The organism is Aestuariivirga sp., from assembly GCF_047602625.1.
In the GTDB taxonomy this organism is placed as follows: Bacteria; Pseudomonadota; Alphaproteobacteria; order Rhizobiales; family Aestuariivirgaceae; genus Aestuariivirga.
Genome location: NZ_JASGGV010000002.1, coordinates 1,281,123 through 1,303,651 on the forward strand (window position 1 = coordinate 1,281,123; position 22,529 = coordinate 1,303,651).

General features: G+C 59.7%; 20 protein-coding genes and 1 pseudogene. 9 read left to right on the plus strand and 12 right to left on the minus strand.

Features of this window, described 5'->3' with window-relative positions; translation table 11 throughout:
• Window positions 1-18 precede the first annotated feature (18 nt).
• From QM694_RS11285 to QM694_RS11310, 6 genes are all read right to left on the minus strand, one after another.
• Window positions 19-648, minus strand: a complete 630-nt coding sequence (locus tag QM694_RS11285; protein ID WP_415007031.1) for a hypothetical protein — start codon at window positions 646-648, stop codon at window positions 19-21.
• A 211-nt stretch (window positions 649-859) separates the two neighbouring features.
• Complete coding sequence (locus QM694_RS11290; RefSeq protein ID WP_415007032.1) at window positions 860-2,020, minus strand: iron-containing alcohol dehydrogenase; 1,161 nt, start codon at window positions 2,018-2,020, stop codon at window positions 860-862.
• On the minus strand, window positions 2,017-3,408 hold the full coding sequence (locus tag QM694_RS11295; protein WP_415007033.1) for an aldehyde dehydrogenase family protein: 1,392 nt from the start codon (window positions 3,406-3,408) through the stop codon (window positions 2,017-2,019). The genes QM694_RS11290 and QM694_RS11295 overlap by 4 nt, the downstream gene beginning before the upstream one ends.
• A gap of 7 nt (window positions 3,409-3,415) precedes the next feature.
• On the minus strand, window positions 3,416-4,789 hold the full coding sequence (locus tag QM694_RS11300) for a glutamine synthetase family protein (RefSeq protein WP_415007034.1): 1,374 nt from the start codon (window positions 4,787-4,789) through the stop codon (window positions 3,416-3,418).
• A 64-nt stretch (window positions 4,790-4,853) separates the two neighbouring features.
• Window positions 4,854-6,404: an amino acid permease gene (locus tag QM694_RS11305; protein ID WP_415007035.1), complete on the minus strand. Its 1,551-nt coding sequence runs from the start codon at window positions 6,402-6,404 to the stop codon at window positions 4,854-4,856.
• 71 nt (window positions 6,405-6,475) lie between these two features.
• Window positions 6,476-7,222 (minus strand): N-formylglutamate amidohydrolase, encoded by a 747-nt coding sequence (locus QM694_RS11310; RefSeq protein ID WP_415007036.1) that lies wholly within the window; start codon window positions 7,220-7,222, stop codon window positions 6,476-6,478.
• A 106-nt stretch (window positions 7,223-7,328) separates the two neighbouring features.
• Between QM694_RS11310 and QM694_RS11315 the strand changes: the two genes are divergently transcribed.
• Entirely contained in the window at window positions 7,329-8,195 is an 867-nt protein-coding gene (locus tag QM694_RS11315) for a MurR/RpiR family transcriptional regulator (RefSeq protein WP_415007037.1), read from the plus strand.
• A gap of 2 nt (window positions 8,196-8,197) precedes the next feature.
• A complete protein-coding gene (betA, locus tag QM694_RS11320; protein WP_415007038.1) occupies window positions 8,198-9,862 on the plus strand; it encodes a choline dehydrogenase in 1,665 nt (554 codons plus the stop codon).
• 6 nt (window positions 9,863-9,868) lie between these two features.
• Here betA and QM694_RS11325 read toward each other — a convergent pair whose 3' ends face one another.
• The gene (locus tag QM694_RS11325) at window positions 9,869-10,714 is read right to left on the minus strand and encodes a D-amino-acid transaminase (protein WP_415007039.1); all 846 of its coding nucleotides are present in this window, start codon (window positions 10,712-10,714) and stop codon (window positions 9,869-9,871) included.
• 125 nt (window positions 10,715-10,839) lie between these two features.
• On the opposite strand from QM694_RS11325, the gene QM694_RS11330 reads away from it, so the two are divergent.
• From QM694_RS11330 to nhaD, 5 genes are all read left to right on the plus strand, one after another.
• Window positions 10,840-12,195, plus strand: a complete 1,356-nt coding sequence (locus QM694_RS11330; RefSeq protein WP_415007040.1) for an aspartate aminotransferase family protein — start codon at window positions 10,840-10,842, stop codon at window positions 12,193-12,195.
• 16 nt (window positions 12,196-12,211) lie between these two features.
• Entirely contained in the window at window positions 12,212-13,591 is a 1,380-nt protein-coding gene (locus QM694_RS11335; protein WP_415007041.1) for a glutamine synthetase family protein, read from the plus strand.
• Between the two features lie 72 nt (window positions 13,592-13,663).
• Window positions 13,664-14,380, plus strand: a complete 717-nt coding sequence (locus tag QM694_RS11340; RefSeq protein WP_415007042.1) for a hypothetical protein — start codon at window positions 13,664-13,666, stop codon at window positions 14,378-14,380.
• Between the two features lie 67 nt (window positions 14,381-14,447).
• A complete protein-coding gene (locus QM694_RS11345) occupies window positions 14,448-15,320 on the plus strand; it encodes an MBL fold metallo-hydrolase (RefSeq protein ID WP_415007043.1) in 873 nt (290 codons plus the stop codon).
• 8 nt (window positions 15,321-15,328) lie between these two features.
• On the plus strand, window positions 15,329-16,630 hold the full coding sequence (gene nhaD / locus QM694_RS11350; protein WP_415007044.1) for a sodium:proton antiporter NhaD: 1,302 nt from the start codon (window positions 15,329-15,331) through the stop codon (window positions 16,628-16,630).
• Here nhaD and trmB read toward each other — a convergent pair.
• The 4 genes and pseudogenes from trmB to lnt all read right to left on the minus strand — a co-directional run bounded on the left by trmB (window position 16,616) and on the right by lnt (window position 20,643).
• Window positions 16,616-17,284, minus strand: coding sequence for a tRNA (guanosine(46)-N7)-methyltransferase TrmB (gene trmB, locus QM694_RS11355; RefSeq protein ID WP_415007045.1), 669 nt, complete (start codon window positions 17,282-17,284; stop codon window positions 16,616-16,618). The genes nhaD and trmB overlap by 15 nt on opposite strands.
• Window positions 17,281-18,475 (minus strand): annotated as a pseudogene (metK, locus tag QM694_RS11360) (methionine adenosyltransferase). Before metK ends, trmB begins: the two are co-directional and overlap by 4 nt.
• An 82-nt stretch (window positions 18,476-18,557) precedes the next feature.
• Complete coding sequence (locus tag QM694_RS11365; protein WP_415007046.1) at window positions 18,558-18,968, minus strand: helix-turn-helix domain-containing protein; 411 nt, start codon at window positions 18,966-18,968, stop codon at window positions 18,558-18,560.
• A 124-nt stretch (window positions 18,969-19,092) separates the two neighbouring features.
• Complete coding sequence (gene lnt, locus QM694_RS11370) at window positions 19,093-20,643, minus strand: apolipoprotein N-acyltransferase (protein ID WP_415007047.1); 1,551 nt, start codon at window positions 20,641-20,643, stop codon at window positions 19,093-19,095.
• A gap of 63 nt (window positions 20,644-20,706) precedes the next feature.
• Between lnt and QM694_RS11375 the strand changes: the two genes are divergently transcribed.
• Complete coding sequence (locus tag QM694_RS11375; protein WP_415007048.1) at window positions 20,707-21,513, plus strand: Asp/Glu racemase; 807 nt, start codon at window positions 20,707-20,709, stop codon at window positions 21,511-21,513.
• Window positions 21,506-22,108: a DUF1989 domain-containing protein gene (locus tag QM694_RS11380; protein WP_415007049.1), complete on the plus strand. Its 603-nt coding sequence runs from the start codon at window positions 21,506-21,508 to the stop codon at window positions 22,106-22,108. Before QM694_RS11375 ends, QM694_RS11380 begins: the two co-directional genes overlap by 8 nt.
• Here the strand turns inward: QM694_RS11380 and QM694_RS11385 are convergent.
• A complete protein-coding gene (locus QM694_RS11385) occupies window positions 22,092-22,529 on the minus strand; it encodes an EamA family transporter (RefSeq protein ID WP_415007050.1) in 438 nt (145 codons plus the stop codon). The genes QM694_RS11380 and QM694_RS11385 overlap by 17 nt on opposite strands.

The window sequence follows — 22,529 nt, forward strand, 5'->3', positions numbered from 1 at the left end:
CCCGCCTCCAGATGTTTGTTAAACAGCACGGCGGCGCTTGCGCGCCAGTACGCCAACACCAACAAGACCGGTCACCAGCAACGGAAGCGCGCCCGGAATCGGAACGGAAGACAGCGCCACGTCATCAATGATGATGCCGCCATTATCCGCTTCGTTCGTGCCGCCGCCGATGAAATACAGGCTGCCACCGGCTGCATCGGCGGCCGTCGCCACAAAAGTGTAGGTCATCACAAGAAAGGTCGAGAGGCCGCCGGTAAGGCTGAGCTGTGCCGCAGCGTGCGACCCGAACCCAAAATCGAGCGTTTCCGTGGAACCGTTGTCAGCCGAATTCTTGTTGTTTCCGTACAGGAACGAAATCTGATAGGTCACGCCTTCGACCAGCGACAGCACCGTGGTGCTGTCCATGCGGCCAGACTGGCCGGTCGAACCGTTCATGTCGATGTAACTGCCGTTGCCAGGATACCAGTCGAAGCTTCCGCCGGCGCCGATGATGTCCACAGTGCCCTGCGAAACCGTCCATCCCGTCGGCGTACCGTTCAACTGGTCGGCGGTGTTGCTGTCGAATGTATCCTCGAACAACACTGCGGCATTCGCCGCCGAAGCAAACCCAGCCAGACACGCGACCGTCAGAAGCATCTTCCTGAACATCGCCGACTCTCCTGTTTGCGATTCGCTATGTGCATCGCACAAAATCGCATTTTAAGAAAGTCTTAAGTGATGTTAACCTCTGATACAACCCGCTTCAGTCATGGCGGAGGCCGGATATCCCCATATAATTCGGTGTTTTCTGTTGAGAATTATTCAGGTGTGAAGGTTTGCCCAGCCTGCCGCATCCTGGGGTTGCTGCGGCGGGAAAATACTAGAGATCTCCCGTCACGCATTTCTTGGCCAACGCCTTGTACTGCTTTTCCGTGAACTGGATGGGATTGCCCCCGGCGGAGGGGTCTTTCACCGCCATCGCCGCCACCTCATCAAGCCGCTTGGTGTCGATGCCGATATCCTTCAGCGCATGGGGAATGCCGATCTCCTTGCGGAGCGCCAGCACCCATTTCAGAAAACCGTTGAAGCCGCCCTTGATGCCGAGATAGGCGGCGGCGCGCTCGATATCCTTCTCGATCTTCTTGCGGTTGGCCTTCAGCACATAGGGCATGATGATGCCGTTGAGCAGGCCGTGATGCGCATCATAGAGGCCGCCAAAGGGATGCGAGAGCGCGTGAATGGCCCCGAGGCCCCTCTGGAAGGCGGTTGCGCCCATGGCGGAAGCGACGAGCATATTGCCGCGCGCATCGAGATCCTTGGGCTTCTTCACCGCCTTGGCCAGATTGTCCTTCACAAGCCGCATGCCTTCCAGCGCGATGCCGACCGAGAGCGGATGATAGAAGGGCGCGCAATAGGCTTCGATGTTATGCGCCAGTGCGTCCATGCCGGTGGCGGCGGTGAGCTTCGCGGGAAGGCCCACGGTCAGTTCCGGATCGAGGATCGCCACCTTCGGCATGATCGCCGGATGGAAGATGATCTTCTTCTCATGGGTGACGGGATGGGTGACGACGCCTGCACGCCCCACTTCCGATCCCGTGCCCGCCGTGGTGGGCACCGCGATGATGGGCGCGATGAGCTTCGCATCTGCCCTTGTCCACCAGTCGCCGATGTCTTCAAGATCGAACAGCGAAATCTTCTGGCCGTTCATCAGTGCGATCATCTTGCCGACGTCGAGGCCCGAGCCGCCGCCAAAGGCGACCACGCCATCGTGATTCCCCGCCACATAGGCCTTGACGCCTTCAAGGACGTTGGATTCCACCGGATTGGGCCGTACATCGCTGAACAGCGCCACGCCAAGCCCCACCTTCCGCAAATCCTCGATGATCGCCTGCACCATCGGCATGGCGGCAAGCCCCGGATCGGTGACGAACAGCGGGCGCTGGATGCCACAGGCCTTGCAGTGTTCGGCCAGTTCCTTGATGCGCCCCGCGCCATATTTGAGGGCGGTGGGATAATTGAGATTGCGATTCGGAATGGTCATATCTTCGTCCTCAGATGATAGCTCTTGGGCCGTGTCAGGGCTTCATAGCCCACCACGGAAAGGGTTGCGCCGCGGCCGGTGTCTTTTACGCCCGTCCAGGTGAGGGCCGGGTCGAGATAGTCGCAGCGGTTCATGAACACGGTGCCCGTGGCAATTTCATCGCCGATCTTCTGGGCAGCCTTTTCATCCTCGGTCCAGATCGCCGCGGTGAGCCCATAGGGCGAGTCGTTCATCAGCGAGATCGCCTCCGCATCATCGGCGACCTTCATGATGCCGACGACGGGGCCAAAGCTCTCTTCCATCATCACGCTCATCTGATGATTGACGCTGGTGAGAACCTCCGGTGCCAGATAGGGCGTGCCTGGCCTATCCATCTTGAAGGATTTCGGGTCGATATGCGCCGTGGCGCCGCCCCTCACCGCCGCCTCAATCTGCCCGCGCACGAATTGCGCGGCTGCGGCCTTCACTAGCGGCCCCAGCGTCGTCGCTTCGTCGAGCGGCGAGCCCAACACATATTGTTTTGTCAGCGACACGAAGCCGTCGATGAACTCGTCCCAGCGGCTCTTGTGCACATAGATGCGCTCGATGCCGCAGCAGCTCTGTCCGGAATTGAAAAATGCGCCGTCGACCAGATTTTCCACCGCATGCGCCATATTGGCATCGGCGCGCACATAGGCCGGATCCTTACCGCCCAGCTCCAGCCCCATGTTGATGAAGCAGCCTGCCGCCGCTTGTTCCATCGCCTTGCCGCCGGCCACGGAACCCGTAAAACACACCATATTGGCGGCGCGGGCGGAGATCGCTCTCGCCGTCTGCGCGTGGCTCATCACCAGATGCTGGAACACGCCCTTGGGCAATCCGGCTTTTTCAAACGCAGACTGGAACCGTTCCGCGACCAGGAGCGTCTGCGCGGCATGCTTCAGCACCACGGTGTTTCCGGCCATCAACGCGGGGATGATGGAATTGACCGCCGTGAGATAAGGATAGTTCCAAGGGGCAATGGTGAACACGACGCCCAGCGGTTCACGCTTGATATAGCGCGTGAAGCCATCCTTGGGCGAAGGCACGATAGTCTCCAGCGCCTCGGCCGCAATCGAGATCATATAGCGCGCGCGTTCCTCGAAACCGCGCAATTCCCCAGCGCCGTAGCGCACCGGGCGGCCCATCTGCCATGCGAGTTCAGGAACGATCTCGTCCTTCATCGCCAGCATGGCATCAACGGCGGCGGAGCAATAGGCGGCCCGCTCGGCAAGCGGCACGCGCTTCCATTTTTCCTGCGCGGCATGAGCGGAAGCAAAAGCCGCCGCAATTTCGGCGTCGGTGGCCAGCGGACGGCTCGCATAGGCGCTGCCATCCACCGGCGAAATGCAGGTGATCTTGTCGGTCATGGAAAACTCAATAGCGTTCGAAGCCGCGCTTCAGTTCGAGATCGGTCACCCGGCGGTCGAACTCGAACTGCTCCCAGTTCGCCGTGTGAACATAGTGATCGACCACATCATCGCCCATCACCCCGCGCAGGAATTTTGATTCATCCAGAAGCTTCGCCGCATCCCGCAGGGTCTTGGGGATTTCCCGCAGCTTGCGTGAGGTGTCGTAGATGTCGCCCGAAACCACCGGCTCCAGCTCCATCTTCTTCTCGATGCCGTCGAGGCCTGCCGCGATCAGCGCCGCGAAGGCGAGGTAGGGGTTGAGGTCAGCACCGCCCACCCGGCATTCCACGCGGATCGCCTTGGTGTCCGCTCCGCAGATGCGGAAGCCCGCCGTGCGGTTGTCGAAGCTCCACACCGCCCGCGTCGGCGCGAAGGTACCAGCCATGAAGCGCTTGTAGGAATTGACATAAGGCGCGAGGAACCAGGTGATCTCGCCCGCATGCGCAAGCTGGCCTGCGAGATAATGCTTCATCATCGCGGACATGCCATGTTCGCCCTTGGGGTCGGCGAACAGAGACTTTCCGTCCTTCGTCCACAGCGACTGGTGGATGTGCGAGGAATTGCCCGCCATCCCATAGTCCCACTTGGCCATGAAGGTGACGGCCTTGCCGACATTGTAGGCGATCTCTTTGGCGCCGTTCTTGATGATGGCGTGGCGATCGGCCATCTCGAGGGCCTCTGCATATTTGACGTTGATTTCCTCCTGCCCCGGCCCCCATTCGCCTTTGGAATTCTCGACCGGAATGCCCGCACCCGCCAAACCATTGCGCAGCGCCCGCATGTAGACCTCTTCCTTGGAGGTCTGCAGGATATTGTAATCCTCGATGTAGTAGCCGGACGTCTTCAAGCTGCGATAGCCCTTGGCATTGGCAATCTCATAGCTGTCATCGAACAGGAAGAATTCGAGCTCCGAGGCCATATAGGCAACGAGCCCTTGATCGGAGAGGCGCTTCAGCTGCTTCTTCAGCATGGCGCGCGGGCTGTGCGGCACATCCTCATGCGTGTGATGATCGAGAATATCGCAAAGAACGAGCGCCGTCGCGGGAAGCCACGGGATGCGCCGGAGCGTTGCCATGTCGGGCTTCAGCACGAAATCGCCATAGCCCTTTTCCCAGCTCGTCGCCTTGTAACCCGGCACCGGCTCCATCTCAATGTCGACACCGAGCAAATAGTTGCAGCCATGGGTTTCATCATGCCCACCGTCGACGAAATACTGTGCGTGGAACCGCTTGCCGATGAGGCGGCCCTGCATGTCCACAAGCGCTGCAACCACGGTGTCGATGGTGCCTGCGGCAACTTCTTTTTTCAGCTCGGCAAGGGTGAGCATTCCGGTGGTCATGATGTCCTCAAGATATGAATTGAAAAGGCGCGGCCATGATCGGCCGCGCCCGGCAGCGTCCATTTCAGTGCAGCTTTTCACCGACAGCGGCTTCGGCCGCCTTGATGGCCGATTGTCTTGCCGCGATGATGTCGCCCAGCGGCGGCCCCTGGAATCTCCGCCGCTCGAAGGCGAACCAGATCACCGCTGTCAGCACGAAGAAGCCCACCGTGATGTAGAGCGCCTTGTCGTTGGGCGGCTGGATGCCGAGCAGGAAGATTATGATCATCGAGATCAGTGACAGGACGGCGAACAGTATGAACACGCCTCTCCCAAGGTTCCACGGCCCCATTTTATCCCACTTTGGCGTGCCCCACGCCATCATGCCGAGAATGATCGGAACAGTGAAGGACAGAAAAAGGAAGATGACCGTGCAGGACACGACGATCGTATAGGCGGAGGTTCCGGCGACTGATACGTCAGAAGATCCCCAAACGAAAAGAACCGACAGTATTGAACCGGTCCAGATCGCCGCCACGGGCGTGCGGAATTTCGGGCTGACCTTCGACAAGGCTCCCGACGCCGGCAAGCCTCCGTCGCGGGAAAAGGCAAAAATCATCCGTGACACCGAAGTGACAGTGGCGAGGCCACACAGCAACTGTGCAACGAAGACCACGAGATACACAAACTCCTTGATACCGGGGCTGACGCGCTGATCGAAGGCCCAGAAAAATACATTCCACCCCTGCTTGGCCGCCTCATCCATATCGGGAATCATCAAAACGAAGGCGGCAAGGAACAGATATCCGAAGAGTGCCGACCAAACGACCGACATCACCATCGCGCGCGGCACGGAATGCGCCGCCTTGATAGTCTCTTCCGAAGTGTGCGCGGACGCATCGTAGCCTGTGATTGTATAAATCGGCAGCAGCAGACCCAGCGCGAAGGCCCAGACATTGGAAACCTGCGGCCAGACATCCGCCGTGCCCGTATAGTTCGTGAAAGTGAAGAGCCGCCCGAAATCCCATGTTTGCGCAAATGCCAGGCAGACGACGGCGATCAGGATTGATCCGAAGAAGATCAGGTAGCCTGAAAAGTCGGTAAGTCTTGCCGTCAGCTTGATTCCGAGATGATTTATCAGCGCCTGGCCGCCTGTGATGATCACCAGAAAGATCATCTGGTTGACGAGCGTGTTTTCAATTCCAAGCGCTGCGCCGAAGGCACCGACGAAAAACGTCCAGGTGCCCACATTGATCGCTCCCAGAACCGTGACCAGGCCCAGAAGATTGAGCCACGCCGTCACCCAGCCCGTGCCTCTGTTTCCCAGGATCGACCCCCAGTGATAAAGGCCCCCCGCTGTCGGATAGGCAGATGCAATTTGCGACATCGCGACGGCGAACGTCAGTGAAATGAAACAGCCAACCAGCCAGCCGATGCCAATGCCGATTCCGCCCGCGCCAGAAGTTGCCTGTGCCAGCGAGTTGATGCCTCCGGACAGGATGCAGATAATGGAAAACGAAACAGCGAAATTCGAAAAGCGGCTGAGGCGCCGCTCCAGTTCTTGAGCATAGCCCATGCTATGAAGGACTTTTATGTCCTCGTGTTTGTCTTTGTCCGTATAACCACTTGCAGTCATCGTTTCTTCCCCAATCCCCGTTTTGTTTTGTGGTGCCCGTTAAGTCCGGCGGGCCGCCGGCAAGCACGATCTTACATGGCCGCCTGCCCGAGCACGACAGCGATTTTTTGCGCCCACTCATCCTGACCGCGCTCCTGGGCGATCAGATCATTGCGAATTTCGATCATCGCGTGCGGAAGCCCGCGCGGCGCGGCATGAAGGTTCAATGTGTGCAGCACCCCATCCTTTGGCCCATAAGGCTCGTTCAGCCGCGCATCCACATTGGGAAAACTCTTGATCAGCTTTGAGGAAAGGCGCGTGTCGCGGTCATGAAGGATGCCCAGTTCCACATCGCGGGTCTTGCCCTTGTAGATGCGCGTGAAGCTGTGCAGCGTGATCACCATCGTGCTGATGCTGGCGCAGGCGCGGCTGTCGAGCACCGCTGCAATGGCCGCGTGGAACGGCCTGTAGAGCGCGGCGACGCGCGCCATCTTGGCTTCGGGCGAAAGCCCCTTGTTGCCGGGAATGGCCGTCGTTTCACTGATCTCCGGCATCGCGTCGTGCGATTCAGGCGGCCGGTTACAATCATAGGCAAGCCGGGAATAGCGCTGCAGCACCAGGGGCGCGTCGAGCAGGCGCGACAGAAGCCGGGACACTTTCTCAGCCCCGATGTCCCAGCCGATATGGCGTTTCAGATCGTCCTCGGCCAATCCCAGCGTGCCAAGTTTTTTCGGCAGGCGGTGCGAAGCGTGTTCGCACACCAGCACACAGGGCGAACGTCCGTGCGGATTGACCGTAATCGCCGCCGCTTCCTCACCATCGAGAAGGCCAGCCTGCATTCCTCGCCGCTCCCAGAGATTCTTTTTCGATCTGAAGCGATAATTTCAGATTGTGCCCGACCTGTCAAATTCGTTACAGTTGCAGGGATCATCCCGGGGGAACGCCATGCCACCGCATCAGCCGACAACCATTGCCGAACGCCTGCGCACCCAATCCGCGGAATTGACCGCTGCCGAGCGCAAACTGATGGCAACACTCTTTGCCAACTATCCCATGGCCGGTTTGGTAAGCATCACCGAATTCGCCCGCGAGGCTGACGTTTCCACACCTTCCGTGTTGAGATTGGCCAAGAAACTGGGATTTTCCGGCTTTCCCGCCTTTCAGGAAGAACTCCGCGCCGAACTTTCGGCACAGCTGCAAAATCCCATCGCCAAGCATGACCGCTGGGCGGCGGAGGCGCCGGAAGCCCATGTGCTGAACAGGTTTGCCCGCGCCGCCATGGAAAACCTGTCGGGTTCGCTGAAGCTCATGGATCACCGCAGCTTCGACGCCGTGGTGGCGCTGCTGGTGGACAGGCGGAAGCGTATCCATATCGCAGGCGGACGCATCACCCACGCCATCGCCACCTATCTCGGCACCCATTTGCGGATGGCGAGGCCGCAGGTGTCCGTCCTGCCCGCCACGCCTTCGCATTGGCCCCAGCATTTGCTCGATATGGACAGGCAGGACGTGCTGGTGATCTTCGATATCCGCCGTTATGACGCGCGCATGCTGGATTTTGCCGCATCGGCGAAAGAGCGCGGCGCCCGGATCGTGCTGATTACTGACCAGTGGATCAGCCCTATCGCGAGACTTGCCGTGCAAACCCTTCCGCTCCGCATTGAAGCCCCATCAAGCTGGGATTCGAACATTCTCCCGCTGTTCGTCGCCGAGGCGCTGGTGGGCGCTGTCGTCGATGCCAGCTGGCCCGAAACGCAGGCCCGCATCCGCGCCCTCGAAGCGCTTTCCGATTCCGCCCGTCGCGCCAAGTAATCATGCAGCCGTCGCAAAGCTTCGATTTCATCATCATCGGTTCGGGCTCCGCCGGCGCCGTGATGGCCGACCGCCTGTCGGAAGACGGCAAGAACAGCGTGCTGGTGCTGGAATATGGCGGCAGCGACCGCGGGCCTTTCATCCAGATGCCCTCGGCCCTGTCCTATCCCATGAACATGAGCCTCTATAATTGGGGCTTCGAGACAGAGCCCGAACCGCACATGAACAATCGCCGCCTCGCAACGCCGCGCGGCAAGGTTCTGGGCGGCTCGTCGTCGATCAACGGCATGGTCTATGTGCGCGGCCACGCCCGCGATTTCGACACCTGGGAGGAGATGGGCGCCAAGGGTTGGGGATTCCGCCACGTGCAACCCTATTTCAAGCGCCAGGAACATTCCCACGGCGGCGAGGAAGGCTGGCGCGGCACCAGGGGGCCGATGCATGTGAAGCGAGGCCCGCGCAGCAACCCGCTCTATCAGGCCTTCATCGAAGCGGGGAGGCAGGCAGGCTATCCCGTAACCGAAGACTACAACGGCCATCAGCAGGAAGGCTTCGGCCCCATGGAGATGACGGTCCATCTGGGCCGCCGCTGGTCCGCCGCCAATGCCTATCTCCGCCCCGCCATGAAACGCCCCAATCTCAAGGTTGAGACAGGCGCCTTCGCCCGCCGCATCGTGCTGGACGGCAAGCGCGCCGTGGGCGTTGAATATGATGTGGCGGGCGAAGTGCTGTCCGCGGCCGCCCGCCGCGAAGTGATTATCGCCGCCTCCACCATCAACTCGCCTAAGATCCTGCAACTGTCAGGCATCGGCGCACCGGAAACGCTCAAAGCCGCTGGCGTGGACGTGGTGCATCCGCTGAAAGGTGTGGGCGAAAATCTGCAGGATCATCTGGAAATCTATTTCCAGATGCGCTCCAGGGAGCCTGTCACGCTCTATTCCAAGCTCAATTGGTTTTCAAAAGGGTTGATTGGCGCCGAATGGCTGTTCTTCGGCACCGGCCTCGGCACCACCAATCATTTCGAAAGCTGCGGCTTCATCCGCTCAGCGGCGGGAATTGAATATCCCGACATCCAGTATCATTTCCTGCCCGCCGCCATGCGCTATGACGGCAAGGCGGCCTTTGCCGGCCACGGCTTCCAGGTGCATGTGGGGCCGATGCGTTCAAAATCACGTGGCTTCGTCCGTATACGGAACAACGATCCGCGCCAGAACCCCGCGATCCTGTTCAACTACCTCTCCCATCCCGATGATCTCCCGGAATGGCGGCGGTCGGTGCGGCTCACGCGCGAACTGTTCCGCCAGCCCGCCATGCTGCGCTACGTCGAGTCGGAAATTCAACCCGGAGCCGATGTGGAGAGCGACGAGACCATTGACGACTTCATCCGCCATCACGCCGAGAGCGCCTATCACCCCTGCGGCACCTGCAGGATGGGCGGAGCGGCTGATCCCATGGCGGTGGTCGATCCGGAGTGCCGCGTCATCGGCATCGAGCGCCTGCGCGTTGCCGATAGCTCGATCATGCCGCAGGTCACTAACGGCAATCTCAACGCCCCCACCCTGATGATCGGCGAAAAAGCTTCCGATCACATCCTCGGCAAAGATCCGCTGCCGCCCTCGAACCTCGAACCGTGGATCAACCCGGACTGGCACATGAAGCAGAGGTAATTCCGCCTACCCCTTCACCACTTCTTCCAGATAGAACTCGCGCAGCTTGCGCACCAACGGACCCGGCTGGCCGCCGCCGACGCGCTTGCCGTCGATCTCGACAATCGGCATCACGAATTGCGTGGCGCTGGTGAGGAAGGCCTCATCCGCCGCATAAGCCTCGTCCGGCGTGAACAGCCGTTCCTCAACCTTGACGCCATGCTCCTTCGCCAGCCGCATCAGGGCGCGGCGCGTACAGCCGGGCAGGATCGCGTGGGAGAGCGGCCGGGTGATGACAACGCCGTCTTTCACGATATAGGCGTTGGACGAAGCCCCCTCGGTGATCTTCCCGTCCTCCACCATCCAGCCCTCGGACGCACCCTTTTCGGCCGCTGCCTGCTTCGCCAGCACCGGGGCCAGCAGCATGACGGATTTGATGTCGCGCCGCTCCCAGCGAATGTCCGGAACGGTGACAACCTTGACGCCTGTCTTGGCATTGGGATTGTCGATCAGGGAGCCGGTTTGCGTGAAGGCGATCAAAGTCGATTTCACATCCTTGGGAAATTTGAAATCGCGGTCGGCGGCGCCGCGCGTTACCTGCATATAGATGTGGCCTTCCTTCAGCGCATTGCGCTTCACGATTTCCAGATGCATGGCCTTGAGCTCGTCTGTCGTGCACGGCCACGCGATGTTCAGTTCACGGAGCGAACGGTCCAGCCGCTCCATATGCGGATCATATTCAACCAGCTTGCCGTTCACCACGGCTGTCACCTCATAAACACCATCCGCAAACAGGAAACCGCGGTCGAAGATCGAAATCTTCCCTTGCTCTTCCGGCACGAATTCCCCGTTCACGTAGACGATGCGGCTCATGGCAAACTCCTTGGCAACCGGCTGCGGTGTAAACCAGATTCCCCCGGCAAAATCCATGGGGGTTGTCTTGGCCCCCTTGCCCCGTGCTAGGAGATTACGCAGCCGAAACCAACCAGAAGGACATCATGCCGCGCGCCATTCCGGATGCCTCGATCACCGCCATGCTCACCCGTGAAGACGCCCTCTTCACCCAGCGCAACGTGCAATCGAAACGTCTGGCGGAGGATGCGGCAAAACACTGGCTGCGCGGCGTTCCCATGCACTGGATGGTGGATTGGGGAACGCCCTTCCCCCTTTTCGTCGCAAAGGCCTCGGGCGTCGATGTCACGGACGCGGACGGCAACAGCTATATCGATTTCTGCCTGGGCGACACTGGCGCAATGTTCGGCCATGCGCCTCCGCCGGTGGTCGAGACACTGCAGCGCGAGGCTGCGCATGGCTTCACGGCCATGATGCCATCAACAGACGCTGCGGCAGTGGGCGAACTGCTGGCAGACCGTTTCGGCTTGCCGTTCTGGCAGGTCACCGCAACGGCGTCTGACGCCAATCGCGCGGTGCTGCGCTGGTGCCGCGCCGTGACGGGCCGGCGGAAGATACTGGTCTTCAATCACTGTTATCACGGTGCTGTCGATGAAACCTATGTGACGCTGGAAAATGGAAAGCTCGTGGCCGATCCCGCCCTCATCGGTGAACCGCGTGACCTGACAGACCTCACCAAGGTGGTCGAGTTCAACGACATTCCCGCCCTTGAGGCAGCGCTGGCCCCGGGAGATGTCGCCTGCGTCCTTGCCGAGCCGATCATGACCAATGTCGGCATGGTGCTGCCCGATGAAGGCTTCCATGCAAAACTGCGGGAGATCACCCGGCGCACCGGAACGCTGCTCATCATCGATGAAACGCATTGCATGTCGTCCGGGCCGGGCGGCTACACGCGCGCTCATGGGCTCGAACCTGATGGCCTGGTGCTGGGCAAGCCCATCGCCGGCGGCATCCCGGCCGCCGTCTACGGGTTTTCAGATCAGGTTGCTGCGCAAATCCGCAAATACATTTCCACCCGCACACCCGGCCATTCCGGCATCGGCACCACCCTTGCGGGCTCGAAGATTCAACTGGCGCTCATGCGCACCGTACTGGAAACCTATTTCACCGAAAAAGCTTTTGCCCCCCCGATCGCCCTGGCGAAGAAGCTCGAAAAGGGCATATCGGACGTCATCATCAAACATAAGGCGCCCTGGCATGCCGTGCGCGCCGGTGCGCGCGTTGAGTTCATGTGCGTGGCCGAACGCCCGCGCAATGGCGGCGAGGCAGCAAAGGTTATCCACCGCCCGGTCGATCTGGCCGTTCACCATTATCTTCTGAACCGCGGCGTGATTGTCACGCCGTTCCACAACATGCTGCTCATCTGCCCGGCCACCACCGAGGCGCACGTCAACACGCTGGTCGGCACGCTCGACCGCTGCCTTGCCGAACTGATGGGTTAACAACGGATATTAAGCCATGACTCTCATGTTTCCCCGCCGCGAGGCTGAAGCCCAGGCATTTCTCGACGCAAACCCCGATATTTCCTCGATCCATGTCGTCTGGACAGATATTTGCGGCGTGGCGCGCGGCAAGACGCTGCGGCGCGATGAACTGGTGCCCGCCTGGAAGGACGGCCGCTTCCTCCCCATTTCTGCGCTCGTCCTCGATGTGACGGGGCAGGACGTTCCCGAAACCGGCCTCGTCTTCGATGAAGGCGACCGCGACGTTCTGCTGTGGCCAGTGCCCGGCAGCCTCGTGCGCGTGCCGTGGATGGATGAACCCTCGGCGCAATATCTCACCTCCGTTCATGAACTGGAGGGCACGGCTCATTGGTTTGATCCGCGCAGCGTGTTGCAGAAGATCGTCGAGCGTTTCACCGCCGAACTCAAGATGACGCCGGTGGGCGCCGTTGAGCTAGAGTTCTATCTCATGGACCGCGCCTCGGCGCTGGCCGGCAAGCCGATAGCCCCGAAGTCACAGATTAACGAGCACCGGCCGCAGCACTATCAGGCCTATTATCTTCAGGATACGGATGATTTTGCGCCCTTCTTCCGCGATCTTTACGCGCAGTGCGAGGTTCAGGGGCTTCCCGCCAAGACACTGATCTCGGAATATTCACCGGGACAGATGGAGATTGTGCTGCGCCACCGCGCCGACGTGCTCAAAGCCTGCGATGAGGGCATCATGCTCAAGCGCCTCATCAAGGCGGTGGCGGAAAAGCATAACCTCGCCGCCACCTTCATGGCCAAGCCCTATTCGGAATGGACGGGGTCTGGCATGCACATCCATGTCAGCCTCGGCGATGAACAGGGTGAGAACCTGTTCGCCGCCGAAGACCCGCAAGAGAACATGCTGCTCATGCATGCGGTCGGCGGCCTCAAGGCGGCGATGGCGGAATCAATGCTGATATTCGCCCCCAACGCCAACTCCTACCGCCGCTTCCGCCGCAATTCCTATGCGCCTGTCGCCGCAAGCTGGGGTATCAACAACCGGACGGTCTCGCTCCGTATTCCCGCTGGCCCCGCAAAGGCTTGCCACATTGAACATCGCCCTTCGGGCGCTGACGCCAACCCCTATCTGGTGATGGCTGCAATTCTCGCCGGCATGCATTACGGCATTACAGAAAAGGCCGATCCCGGAAATCCCGTGGCTGGCAATGGCTATGAACGCCGTGCCAAATATATTCCTGGCAACTGGTTTGACGCCATCGACGCCTTTGGCCGCGCCTCGATCCTCAAGGAATATTTTGGCAAGCAATTCGTCGACACCTATTGCACGCTGAAGGAAGTCGAGGCAGACCGTTTCTATGCCGAACCCACGGCGCGCGACTTTGAATGGTATTTGCGCACGGTCTGATGGTGATCGCCCATGACGCCTGATTTCCTGTTCAACTGGCCGCCGTGGGGCATGTTCCTTTTCGTGTTCTGCATGACGGGGCTGGTGGCTGCGGTGATTTACCAGATTCTCAAAACTGCCGTCGCCGGGCGCTTGCTGGCGCATGTTTCCGATCTATCCCCGATCCTTCAAACCTTGTGCGGCACACTCTTTGTGTTGTCGGTGACTTTTCTCGCCAATTCCGTTTGGGCCACAGAAAACCAGGCTGGCGAAGCCGTGCATGCCGAGGCACGCACCCTTCGCGTCATCCGGACCTATATGGATTCGATGACAGGCCCTGCGCACGACACATTCTTGAAGCTCACGCAGGACTATGCCTCAGCTTCCGCGGCCGAATGGGATACGATGGCCGAACATGGCGGATCGCCACAGGCGGAAGCGGCGCTGAGCGGCATTTATCGCGCCGTGCTGCTGGGCTTTTCCGCCGGAGAGGATAATCGTCTGTTGCAACAACGCATGCTGGTGGAACTCGATGAATTATCGTCCGCCCGCGCCCAGCGCCTGACAATGGCGCAGGATGTGGTGAGCGGCGGCCAATGGTTTACGGTCATTTCCCTTGCGTTGCTGTTCCTGAGCGTGATTGGCATTTGCCACGGCCGCTGGCCTGCTTCGCGCGCCCTCGCCTTGAGCGTTATTACTTTGGCCATCTCCATCTCACTCTTCGTTATTGTGGTGCATGACCGGCCCTTCTACGGACAGCAGCAGGTCACGCCGCATCCAGTCCTGGAGGCTGCAGGCCTTGCCGGTTAGATTTGGCCCCGCCCCACGCGAAAGAGGCCGGTTCAAACCTGCGGCCCGCACCAGCCTGCGCGCTCTGTTGAAATGGCAGCTGAACGGTTCCCGCGCCCGCTGGCCGGATCATGTGCCGCTCAAGCCATATCCACCTCCGCCGCAACGGGTGGAAGGCAACAAACTGGCCGCCACTTGGCTCGGCCAGTCCACGGTGCTGATCCAGACGGCGGGCCTCAACATCCTCACCGATCCGCTGCTTTCCCTGCGCGCCAGCCCAGTGTCGTGGGCCGGGCCGAAACGTGTCACACCGCCTGCACTCACTGCAAATACCTTGCCGCCAATCGACCTCATCCTGCTGAGCCACAGCCATTACGATCATATGGATCTCTCGGCACTTGGGGATCTCGCCCGCATTCATGCGCCGCGTGTTTTCACGCCGCTTGGCAACGCCTCGTATCTCCCGAAACCCCTTCCCGCGCAGGAGATGGACTGGGGCGATGGCGTGGATTTCGGCACTGTACGGATCACCTGTACGCCTGCCCGGCATTGGTCGAAACGCGGCGTCTTCGACACTAACAAGGCGCTGTGGGGTGCTTTCGTGATCGAGGCACCCGGCGCTATCATCTACTTCGCAGGCGACACGGGCTATGGCGATGGCCAGACCTTCCGCGACATTCACACCGCCTTCGGCCCGCCGCGCCTTTCGCTGCTCCCCGTTGGCGCCTATGAGCCGCAATCGATCATGAAGCCACAGCACATGAATCCGGAAGAAGCTGTCGCAGCTCATGCGGCGCTCGGAAGCCAGACAAGCATCGCCATTCACCACAGCACAATCCAATTGACCGATGAGGCAATTGATGCGCCCGCTGCTTGGCTAAATGAAGCACTCAGTTCCGCTGCGATCGACCCGCTTAGATTTCTTGTCACCGATGCAGGCCAAACCGTCTTCCCAGATTGAGAACGCCGATGCTTGATCTCTCGTCGCACTGGTCCGGGCTTGCCGCTGTGGCGATTTTTATCATCGCCTATGGCTTCGTGATCTTCGAAGAACCTCTGCATCTCCGGAAATCAAAGCCCGTACTCCTCGCCGCTGGCCTCATCTGGGCCTTGATCGGCATCGCTTATGCCATGGCCGGAAAGGCGGATGCGGCTCATGAACACGCGCTTGCCGTGATCGAGGAATATGGTGAGCTGTTTCTCTTTCTTCTGGTGGCCATCACCTATGTTAACACACTTGAAGAACGCCGTGTCTTCGAGGTCCTGCGGGCGAAATTCACAAGCCTAGGCCTTTCCTACCGCCAGCTTTTCTGGCTGACCGGCGCACTGGCTTTTCTGCTATCGGGCGTGCTGGACAATTTGACAACCGCGCTTATCATGGGCGCGGTGGTGCTGGCCGTTGGCGGCAGGTCGCGTCGGTTCACCGCTGTGTCGTGCGTCTCCCTGGTTGTCGCCGCCAATGCTGGGGGCGCATTCACGCCATTTGGCGATATCACCACGCTCATGGTCTGGCAGAAAGGTAAACTCAGCTTCTGGGAATTTTTCGATCTCTTCATTCCCGCGTTCGTGAACTGGTTGGTGCCTGCACTCATCATGCATTTCGCGGTTCCTTCCACACGACCGGACACTCAAATAGACCGCTCTCGGATGAAGCCCGGGGCCATCGGCGTTGTCGTGCTTTTTACACTTACTATCGTGACGGCCATCTCATTCAAGAATTTGCTTCATCTGCCGCCGGCACTCGGCATGATGCTGGGCCTTGGTTACCTGCAAACCTGGTCATATGCCCTGCAGCGCGGCGCGGCACGCTACAAGAACGAGGACATGGTTCTGGACAGCTTTGCCCAAATCGCCAGGGTGGAATGGGACACCCTGCTGTTTTTCTTCGGAATCCTTTTTGCTGTCGGCGGCCTTGGCGTGCTGGGCTATCTGACGCTTGTGTCCGACGTTCTTTATGCCGGATTGGGCCCGACGATAGCCAACATCGTTGTCGGTGTACTCTCGGCAATCGTCGACAATATTCCTTTGATGTACGCCGTGCTGAACATGAATCCGCCCATGAATGACGGACAATGGCTGCTGATCACACTCACCTGCGGTGTTGGTGGCTCGCTGTTATCCATTGGTTCGGCTGCGGGTGTGGCGCTGATGGGCCAGTCAAAAGGCATCTACACTTTCGCCAGTCATCTCAGATGGTCATGGGCAATAGCGCTCGGTTACGCCGCCAGCATCGCCATGCATTTCCTGGTCAATGCGTCACTGTTCAAGTAAGCGCTGCTTGCGGAACATGAGATAAGAGGAGCTTCGCCCTTCGCGTTTTGCCTTGGCCTCATAGCGCGTTTGAATCCAGTGCTCGAAGCCTTGGGGGTCTGACATCTCCTCGTAAAATCCGGCATGCCGTGCCACGTGGTGACGAGTCCATGCCACATAGTCTGCGATGTCGCTGGCAAACAAAAACAGGCCACCGGGCTTCAGAAGCCGGTGAAACTGCGAAATTGTTTCATCCCCGACAAAACGGCGCTGATGATGCCGCGTCTTCGGCCACGGATCAGGGTAGAGCAAATAGATGCGGGCAAGCGAAGCATCCGGCAGTGCCTCAAGCAGGTAGCGTGCATCGCCATCGTGAATGCGGATATTGGCGAGGTTCTTTTCCTCGACGATGACCAGCAGCTTCGCTACGCCGTTGACAAAAGGTTCGGCTCCAATGAATGACACCTCAGGAGACAATTCGGCGCGGTGCGCGAGATGCTCGCCGCCGCCAAATCCGATTTCCAGCCACACCTCCGGCCCACAGTTGGCGAGCGGCGCAGCAAGATCGACCCGGAGACTGGGCAACAGATCATTGATCAATGACAAATGATGACGGCGCAAGGCATGACCCTTGCGCCGTCCATAAAACTGGTGCCGTTTTGGAGTTTCGCTCACTTCACCGCGGCTTTGAGCGCCTTCACCAGATCGGTCCTCTCCCAGGAGAAGCCGCCATCCTTGTCGGCGCTGCGGCCGAAATGGCCGTAGGCCGATGTGCGCGCATAGATGGGTCGGTTGAGGTTCAAATGGCTGCGGATGCCACGCGGTGAAAGATCCATAACCTTGGCAATCGCCTTTTCAAGCTTCTCTTCCTTGACCTTGCCCGTGCCATGCGTGTCGACGTAAATCGACAGCGGCTGCGACACGCCGATCGCATAGGAAAGCTGGATGGTGCAACGCTTGGCGAGCCCCGCCGCCACAACATTCTTGGCCAGATAGCGCGCCGCATAGGCTGCGGAACGGTCAACCTTCGTCGGGTCCTTGCCAGAGAATGCGCCGCCGCCATGGGGCGCCGCGCCGCCATAGGTATCCACGATGATCTTGCGCCCCGTGAGTCCGGCATCGCCGTCAGGGCCACCAATATAGAACTTGCCGGTGGGATTGACGTGCCACACCGTATCCTTGCTGATCCAGTTCTTGGGCAGCGCCTTCTTCACATAGGGCTTCACCAGATTCTAGAACGTCCTTCGACGTCATGCTTTCATCGGTATGCTGATGAGAGACGACAATCTGTGTCACGCCGACCGGCTTGCCGTTCTTGTAGGCAACAGTCACCTGGCTTTTGGAATCAGGTCCGAGCCGCGTCTCCTTGCCGGAGCGCCGGGCCTCCGCCAGCGTCTTGAGGATGCGGTGCGAATAATAAATCGGCGCCGGCATGAGTTCCGGTGTCTCGTCACAGGCATAGCCGAACATGATGCCCTGGTCGCCCGCGCCCTCATCCTTCTTCTCGCCCGCATCCACGCCCACGGCAATATCGGCGGATTGCCCGTGCAGCAGAATTTCAATCTTCGCGGTATCCCAGTGAAAACCGGCCTGCTCGTAGCCGATGTCCCTGATGGCCTTGCGCGCCACGGCCTCGATCTTGTCATGCGTCACGGAGGAAGGCCCACGGTATTCGCCCGCGATCACCACACGGTTGGTCGTGGCCAGCGTTTCGCACGCGACCCGCACCGCCCATGGGTCCATGCCCTGCTCCAGCGCCTCCCGGTAGAAGAGGTCTACCACCTCGTCGGAGATGCGATCGCACACCTTGTCCGGATGGCCTTCGGACACGGATTCGCTGGTGAAGACATAATTCTTGCGTGGCATGTTTGGATTTCGACCCCTGCGGAATGACGCGCCGTTTTGGCAAGTCTCGCGCGCGGGGTCAAGCAATCAAACAACAGGAAAACTAATGGGTTTCTGGGACCCGCGCATCGGCAATCAACCGGGCCATGGAACTGATCAACCGCCGCTTTCCGGCGCTTTCGGCGTCACGGAAGGCCTTGGCCAGCGCCACTCCGTCCGCATTCATGAGCGCGGTCATCACCGTATCTTCTTCGCGCGGTTCACCAAATCCGCGGTCTTCACCACCCGGAAGATCTTCAAAGAAAAATTGTACCGGCACGCCCAGCGTCTTGGCCGCATGATAGAGCCGGCTGGCGCTGATGCGGTTTGAACCCTTTTCGTATTTCTGCACTTGCTGAAACGTGATACCCAGCAATTCGCCGAGCTTTTCCTGGCTCATGCCAACAATCTGCCGCCGCATGCGAATGCGGTTTCCGACGTGCACGTCGATAAAATTCGGATCGCGTTTTGTCATATCACCCTCAGACCAATTTGCCCCCCGGTCTGATGCCCACGTTCAGGCAAGCTGAATCAGGCGTGTCAGGTTGTAATCGCTTTACAGTAGCAGCGCAAATAAATTGAACGCCGAAGGTTAGTCATTAACGGGAAAAACCGGGATTTTTGCCCATTGAAAGAGCAAATGCCAGCAACGCCATGAAGGCAAAGGCAAGATCACCAAACCTGCCGTAGAGTGTCGCAGGATCAGCGGCCGGCAGAGCCGCGTCGATAATACCTTGTTGCCCTATGCCAAGAAATTTCCTGATGCGGCCTTTCGCATCGATCACCGCAGAAACACCGGTGTTGGCGTCGCGGATCATGGGAAGACCCTGTTCGATCGCCCGCAAACGCGCCTGCGCAAGATGTTGCCATGGCCCCGTGGAATTGCCGAACCAGCCATCATTGGTAACATTGACAATCCATGCCGGACGATGGAGCGCATCAATCAGACCTTGGGGAAAGATTGCTTCATAACATACGAGCATCGCGGCGGGTGGCGATCCGGGCACCGAAATTGTCACAGGCCCAGGCCCAGGCACGAAGCTGCCTGGAAGCGTTACCACCTTCTTGAATCCCAGGGGCTCGAGCAGCCACTGCAGAGGCAGGAACTCTCCGCCCGGCACCAGCCGCCATTTGTCATAGCGCGCCACGACATCTGCATTGCCGTCGAAAGTGATGATGCTGTTGAACACCGCCTCGTCGCCGTCCGGCCCTGTCCGGCTTTTGCCGCGGCGCAGAGAGCCGGTGATGAGCACCGTGTGGCCACCCAGAAGCCGCCCGAGGTCCTGCTTCGCCACGGGGCTTTCATCGATGAAGAATGGCACCGCCGATTCCGGCCAGATAACGTGGGTGACGGACGAAAGGCCATCGGGGTGTTCTGGCGTTGGCGCGACCGAAAGTGCGAGAAGCGTATCGAAAATATGGCGCGCATTGTCTTCGCGCCATTTTTCATTCTGCGCGATGTCGGGCTGAACCAGCCGCAAGGCGATGCCAGGAACGTCAGCAGGCGGCGAGGAAGAAAGACGCCACGCGCCAAGCCCCCAAAGCATCGGCAGTAGCGCCAGAAGGACCCATGTCCGGCGCTTTTCCAGCTTCAGAAGCAGGCCAGCCCACAAAACGATGAGCAAGGTCAGTCCCGTCATGCCGGTCACCGAGGCGGATTGCGCAACGCCGCCCATGCCATCCACCATCAAGCCGGGAGCCGCCCATGGAAAACCCGTGAACAAATGCCCTCGAAGCCACTCCGCAATCGAAAGAAGAGCAGCAAACCCGGTAATCAGTGAAAATCCTTGAAAGTGAAGCAGCCGCGCCACCCAGGCTGCCAGCCCCCAATAGATTGCCATGAAGGCTGCAAGCCCGCCCACAGCAAAGGGCATCATCCACAGATAGACCGCCGCATCGACAAAAAAGGCAAAGCCGATCCAGTGCAGCGCCACGATGAAATAGCCAAAGCCAAACACCCACCCCAGCCAGAACGCCCGGGCGCCCGCTCCAGTTTCCAGCAACAGGAGAAACACGGGAACCGCCAAGAAGGCCAGCGGCCAGAGATCGAGCGGCGGCAATCCCAGGGCCATCACGGCGCCAGCCCCAAACGCGAGGCAAACGCGGCGCCAGCCGCGCATGGCGCGGATCTGTTCTGCAATCCGAATCATGGCGCACACTATAGGTATCCCGCCGCTTCTCTGATACCGTGGGGCAAACCGGAGCTGCGCCCCATGAATGAAGCCGTCCGCAATGTGAAACCCGAAACGGACATGATCCTGATCGAGCATCTTCCATTCGACACAGATGGAGGCATTGCCGCGCGCGCCCGGCTGGGCCTCATTGTCCTCGCGACCGACTACACGATCGAGCATGAATGGCGTCAGATCGTCACGCCGCTCAAGGGTGTTGCGCTATATGAAAGCCGCATCCTCAACGACGCGCAGATCACCCCCGAAACACTTCGCGCTATGGAGCCGCGTATCGCCTCGGCCACCGATGTGATTCTTCCCGGTTCGCAACTGGATGTCGTGGCCTATGGCTGCACCTCCGCCTCGATGGCGATTGGGGAAGAACAGGTGTTCGAGCGCATCCGGAGCGTGAGGCCCGATGCGAAATGCACGACGCCGATCACCGCTGCCTTTGCCGCTTTCCGTGCCCTGAAAGCAAAGCGCATCGGCGTGCTCACCCCCTACCGCGCCGATGTGAACCGTATCGTGGCGGACTATATCCGCGCCCGTGGCTTCGTGGTTCCGGTCTTCGGGTCTTTCAACGAGCAGGATGATGGCATCGTTGCAGCCATCACACCGGCCTCGATCAAGAAAAGCATCAGCACGATTCTCTCGCATGCACCCGTCGATGCCGTGTTCGTCTCCTGCACCTCGGTGCGTCTGGCTGAAGCCGCACGTGAAATCGAGGCGGAGATCGACCTGCCCGTCACATCGTCCAATCACGCCATGGCATGGCACGCGCTCCGCCTTGCCGGTATCAACGACAAGCTGCCGCAGTGGGGCAGGCTGTTCGAGATACCCCTTGCCTGAACTGTATCGCGAAACCATTGCCGCCCGCGCGCCGTGGAGTCGCGTGATCCACAAAGGCGAAACCCTGCGCATTATCGATACTCAGGGTCAGCAGGCGGTGGATTTCCTGTGCTATAATGCCAGCGACCCGGAAGAGCGCTATCATGCACCGAACACGATCAAGAAAGCCGGGCATATACTGCTGACAACCGGCGATGTTCTCTATTCCGACCGCGCCAATCCTCTTTTCACCATCGTGGACGACAGCTTCGGCGGCCATGACACCATTGGGGGATGTTGCTCCGCGCCCTCGAACCGCTTGCTCTACGGCGTTGCGAATGAAGGATGCCGGGAGAATTTTCTCAAGGCTTTGGCGCCGCATGGCCTCGGCTGGCGTGACATCGTGCCGAATGTGAACTGGTTCATGACCGTGCCGGTTGGAGCAGCGGGTGATGCAGCGATTGCCCTTGGTTCATCGCGCGGTGGCGATCATGTCGACATCCGCGCCGAGATGGACGTGCTGGCCATCGTTTCCAATTGCCCGCAAATTCTCAACCCTTGCAACAATTTCAATCCCACCGAGATTGAGATTGTGGTGTTCAGCGCCACGCGATGAGAATAAGCCCGGCCGCCATCAAAACAACGCCCGCCCAATTGGCGCTGTTCAGTTTCTCGCCGAGGAACAATAATCCGAAGATCGCCACGAAGACTACGCTCAGCTTGTCGATTGGCGCCACGCGTGAGGCTTCACCGATCTTCAGCGCCCTGAAATAGCAGAGCCACGAAGCGCCTGTTCCCAGCCCCGAAAGCGCGAGGAAAACCCAGGTCTTGCCGCTGATCTCAGAGAAAGGCTGCCACTGCGACGTCGCGGTCACGATCACCGCCAAAACCCCCACCACCACCAGCGTGCGGATGAAGGTGGCAAAATCTGAATTGATTCCAGAAACGCCCACCTTGGCGAAAATGGCCGTCAATGCCGCGAAAATCGCTGACAGCAGCGCCCAGATCAGCCAGGATGATGTGCCGGCGTTTCCCAC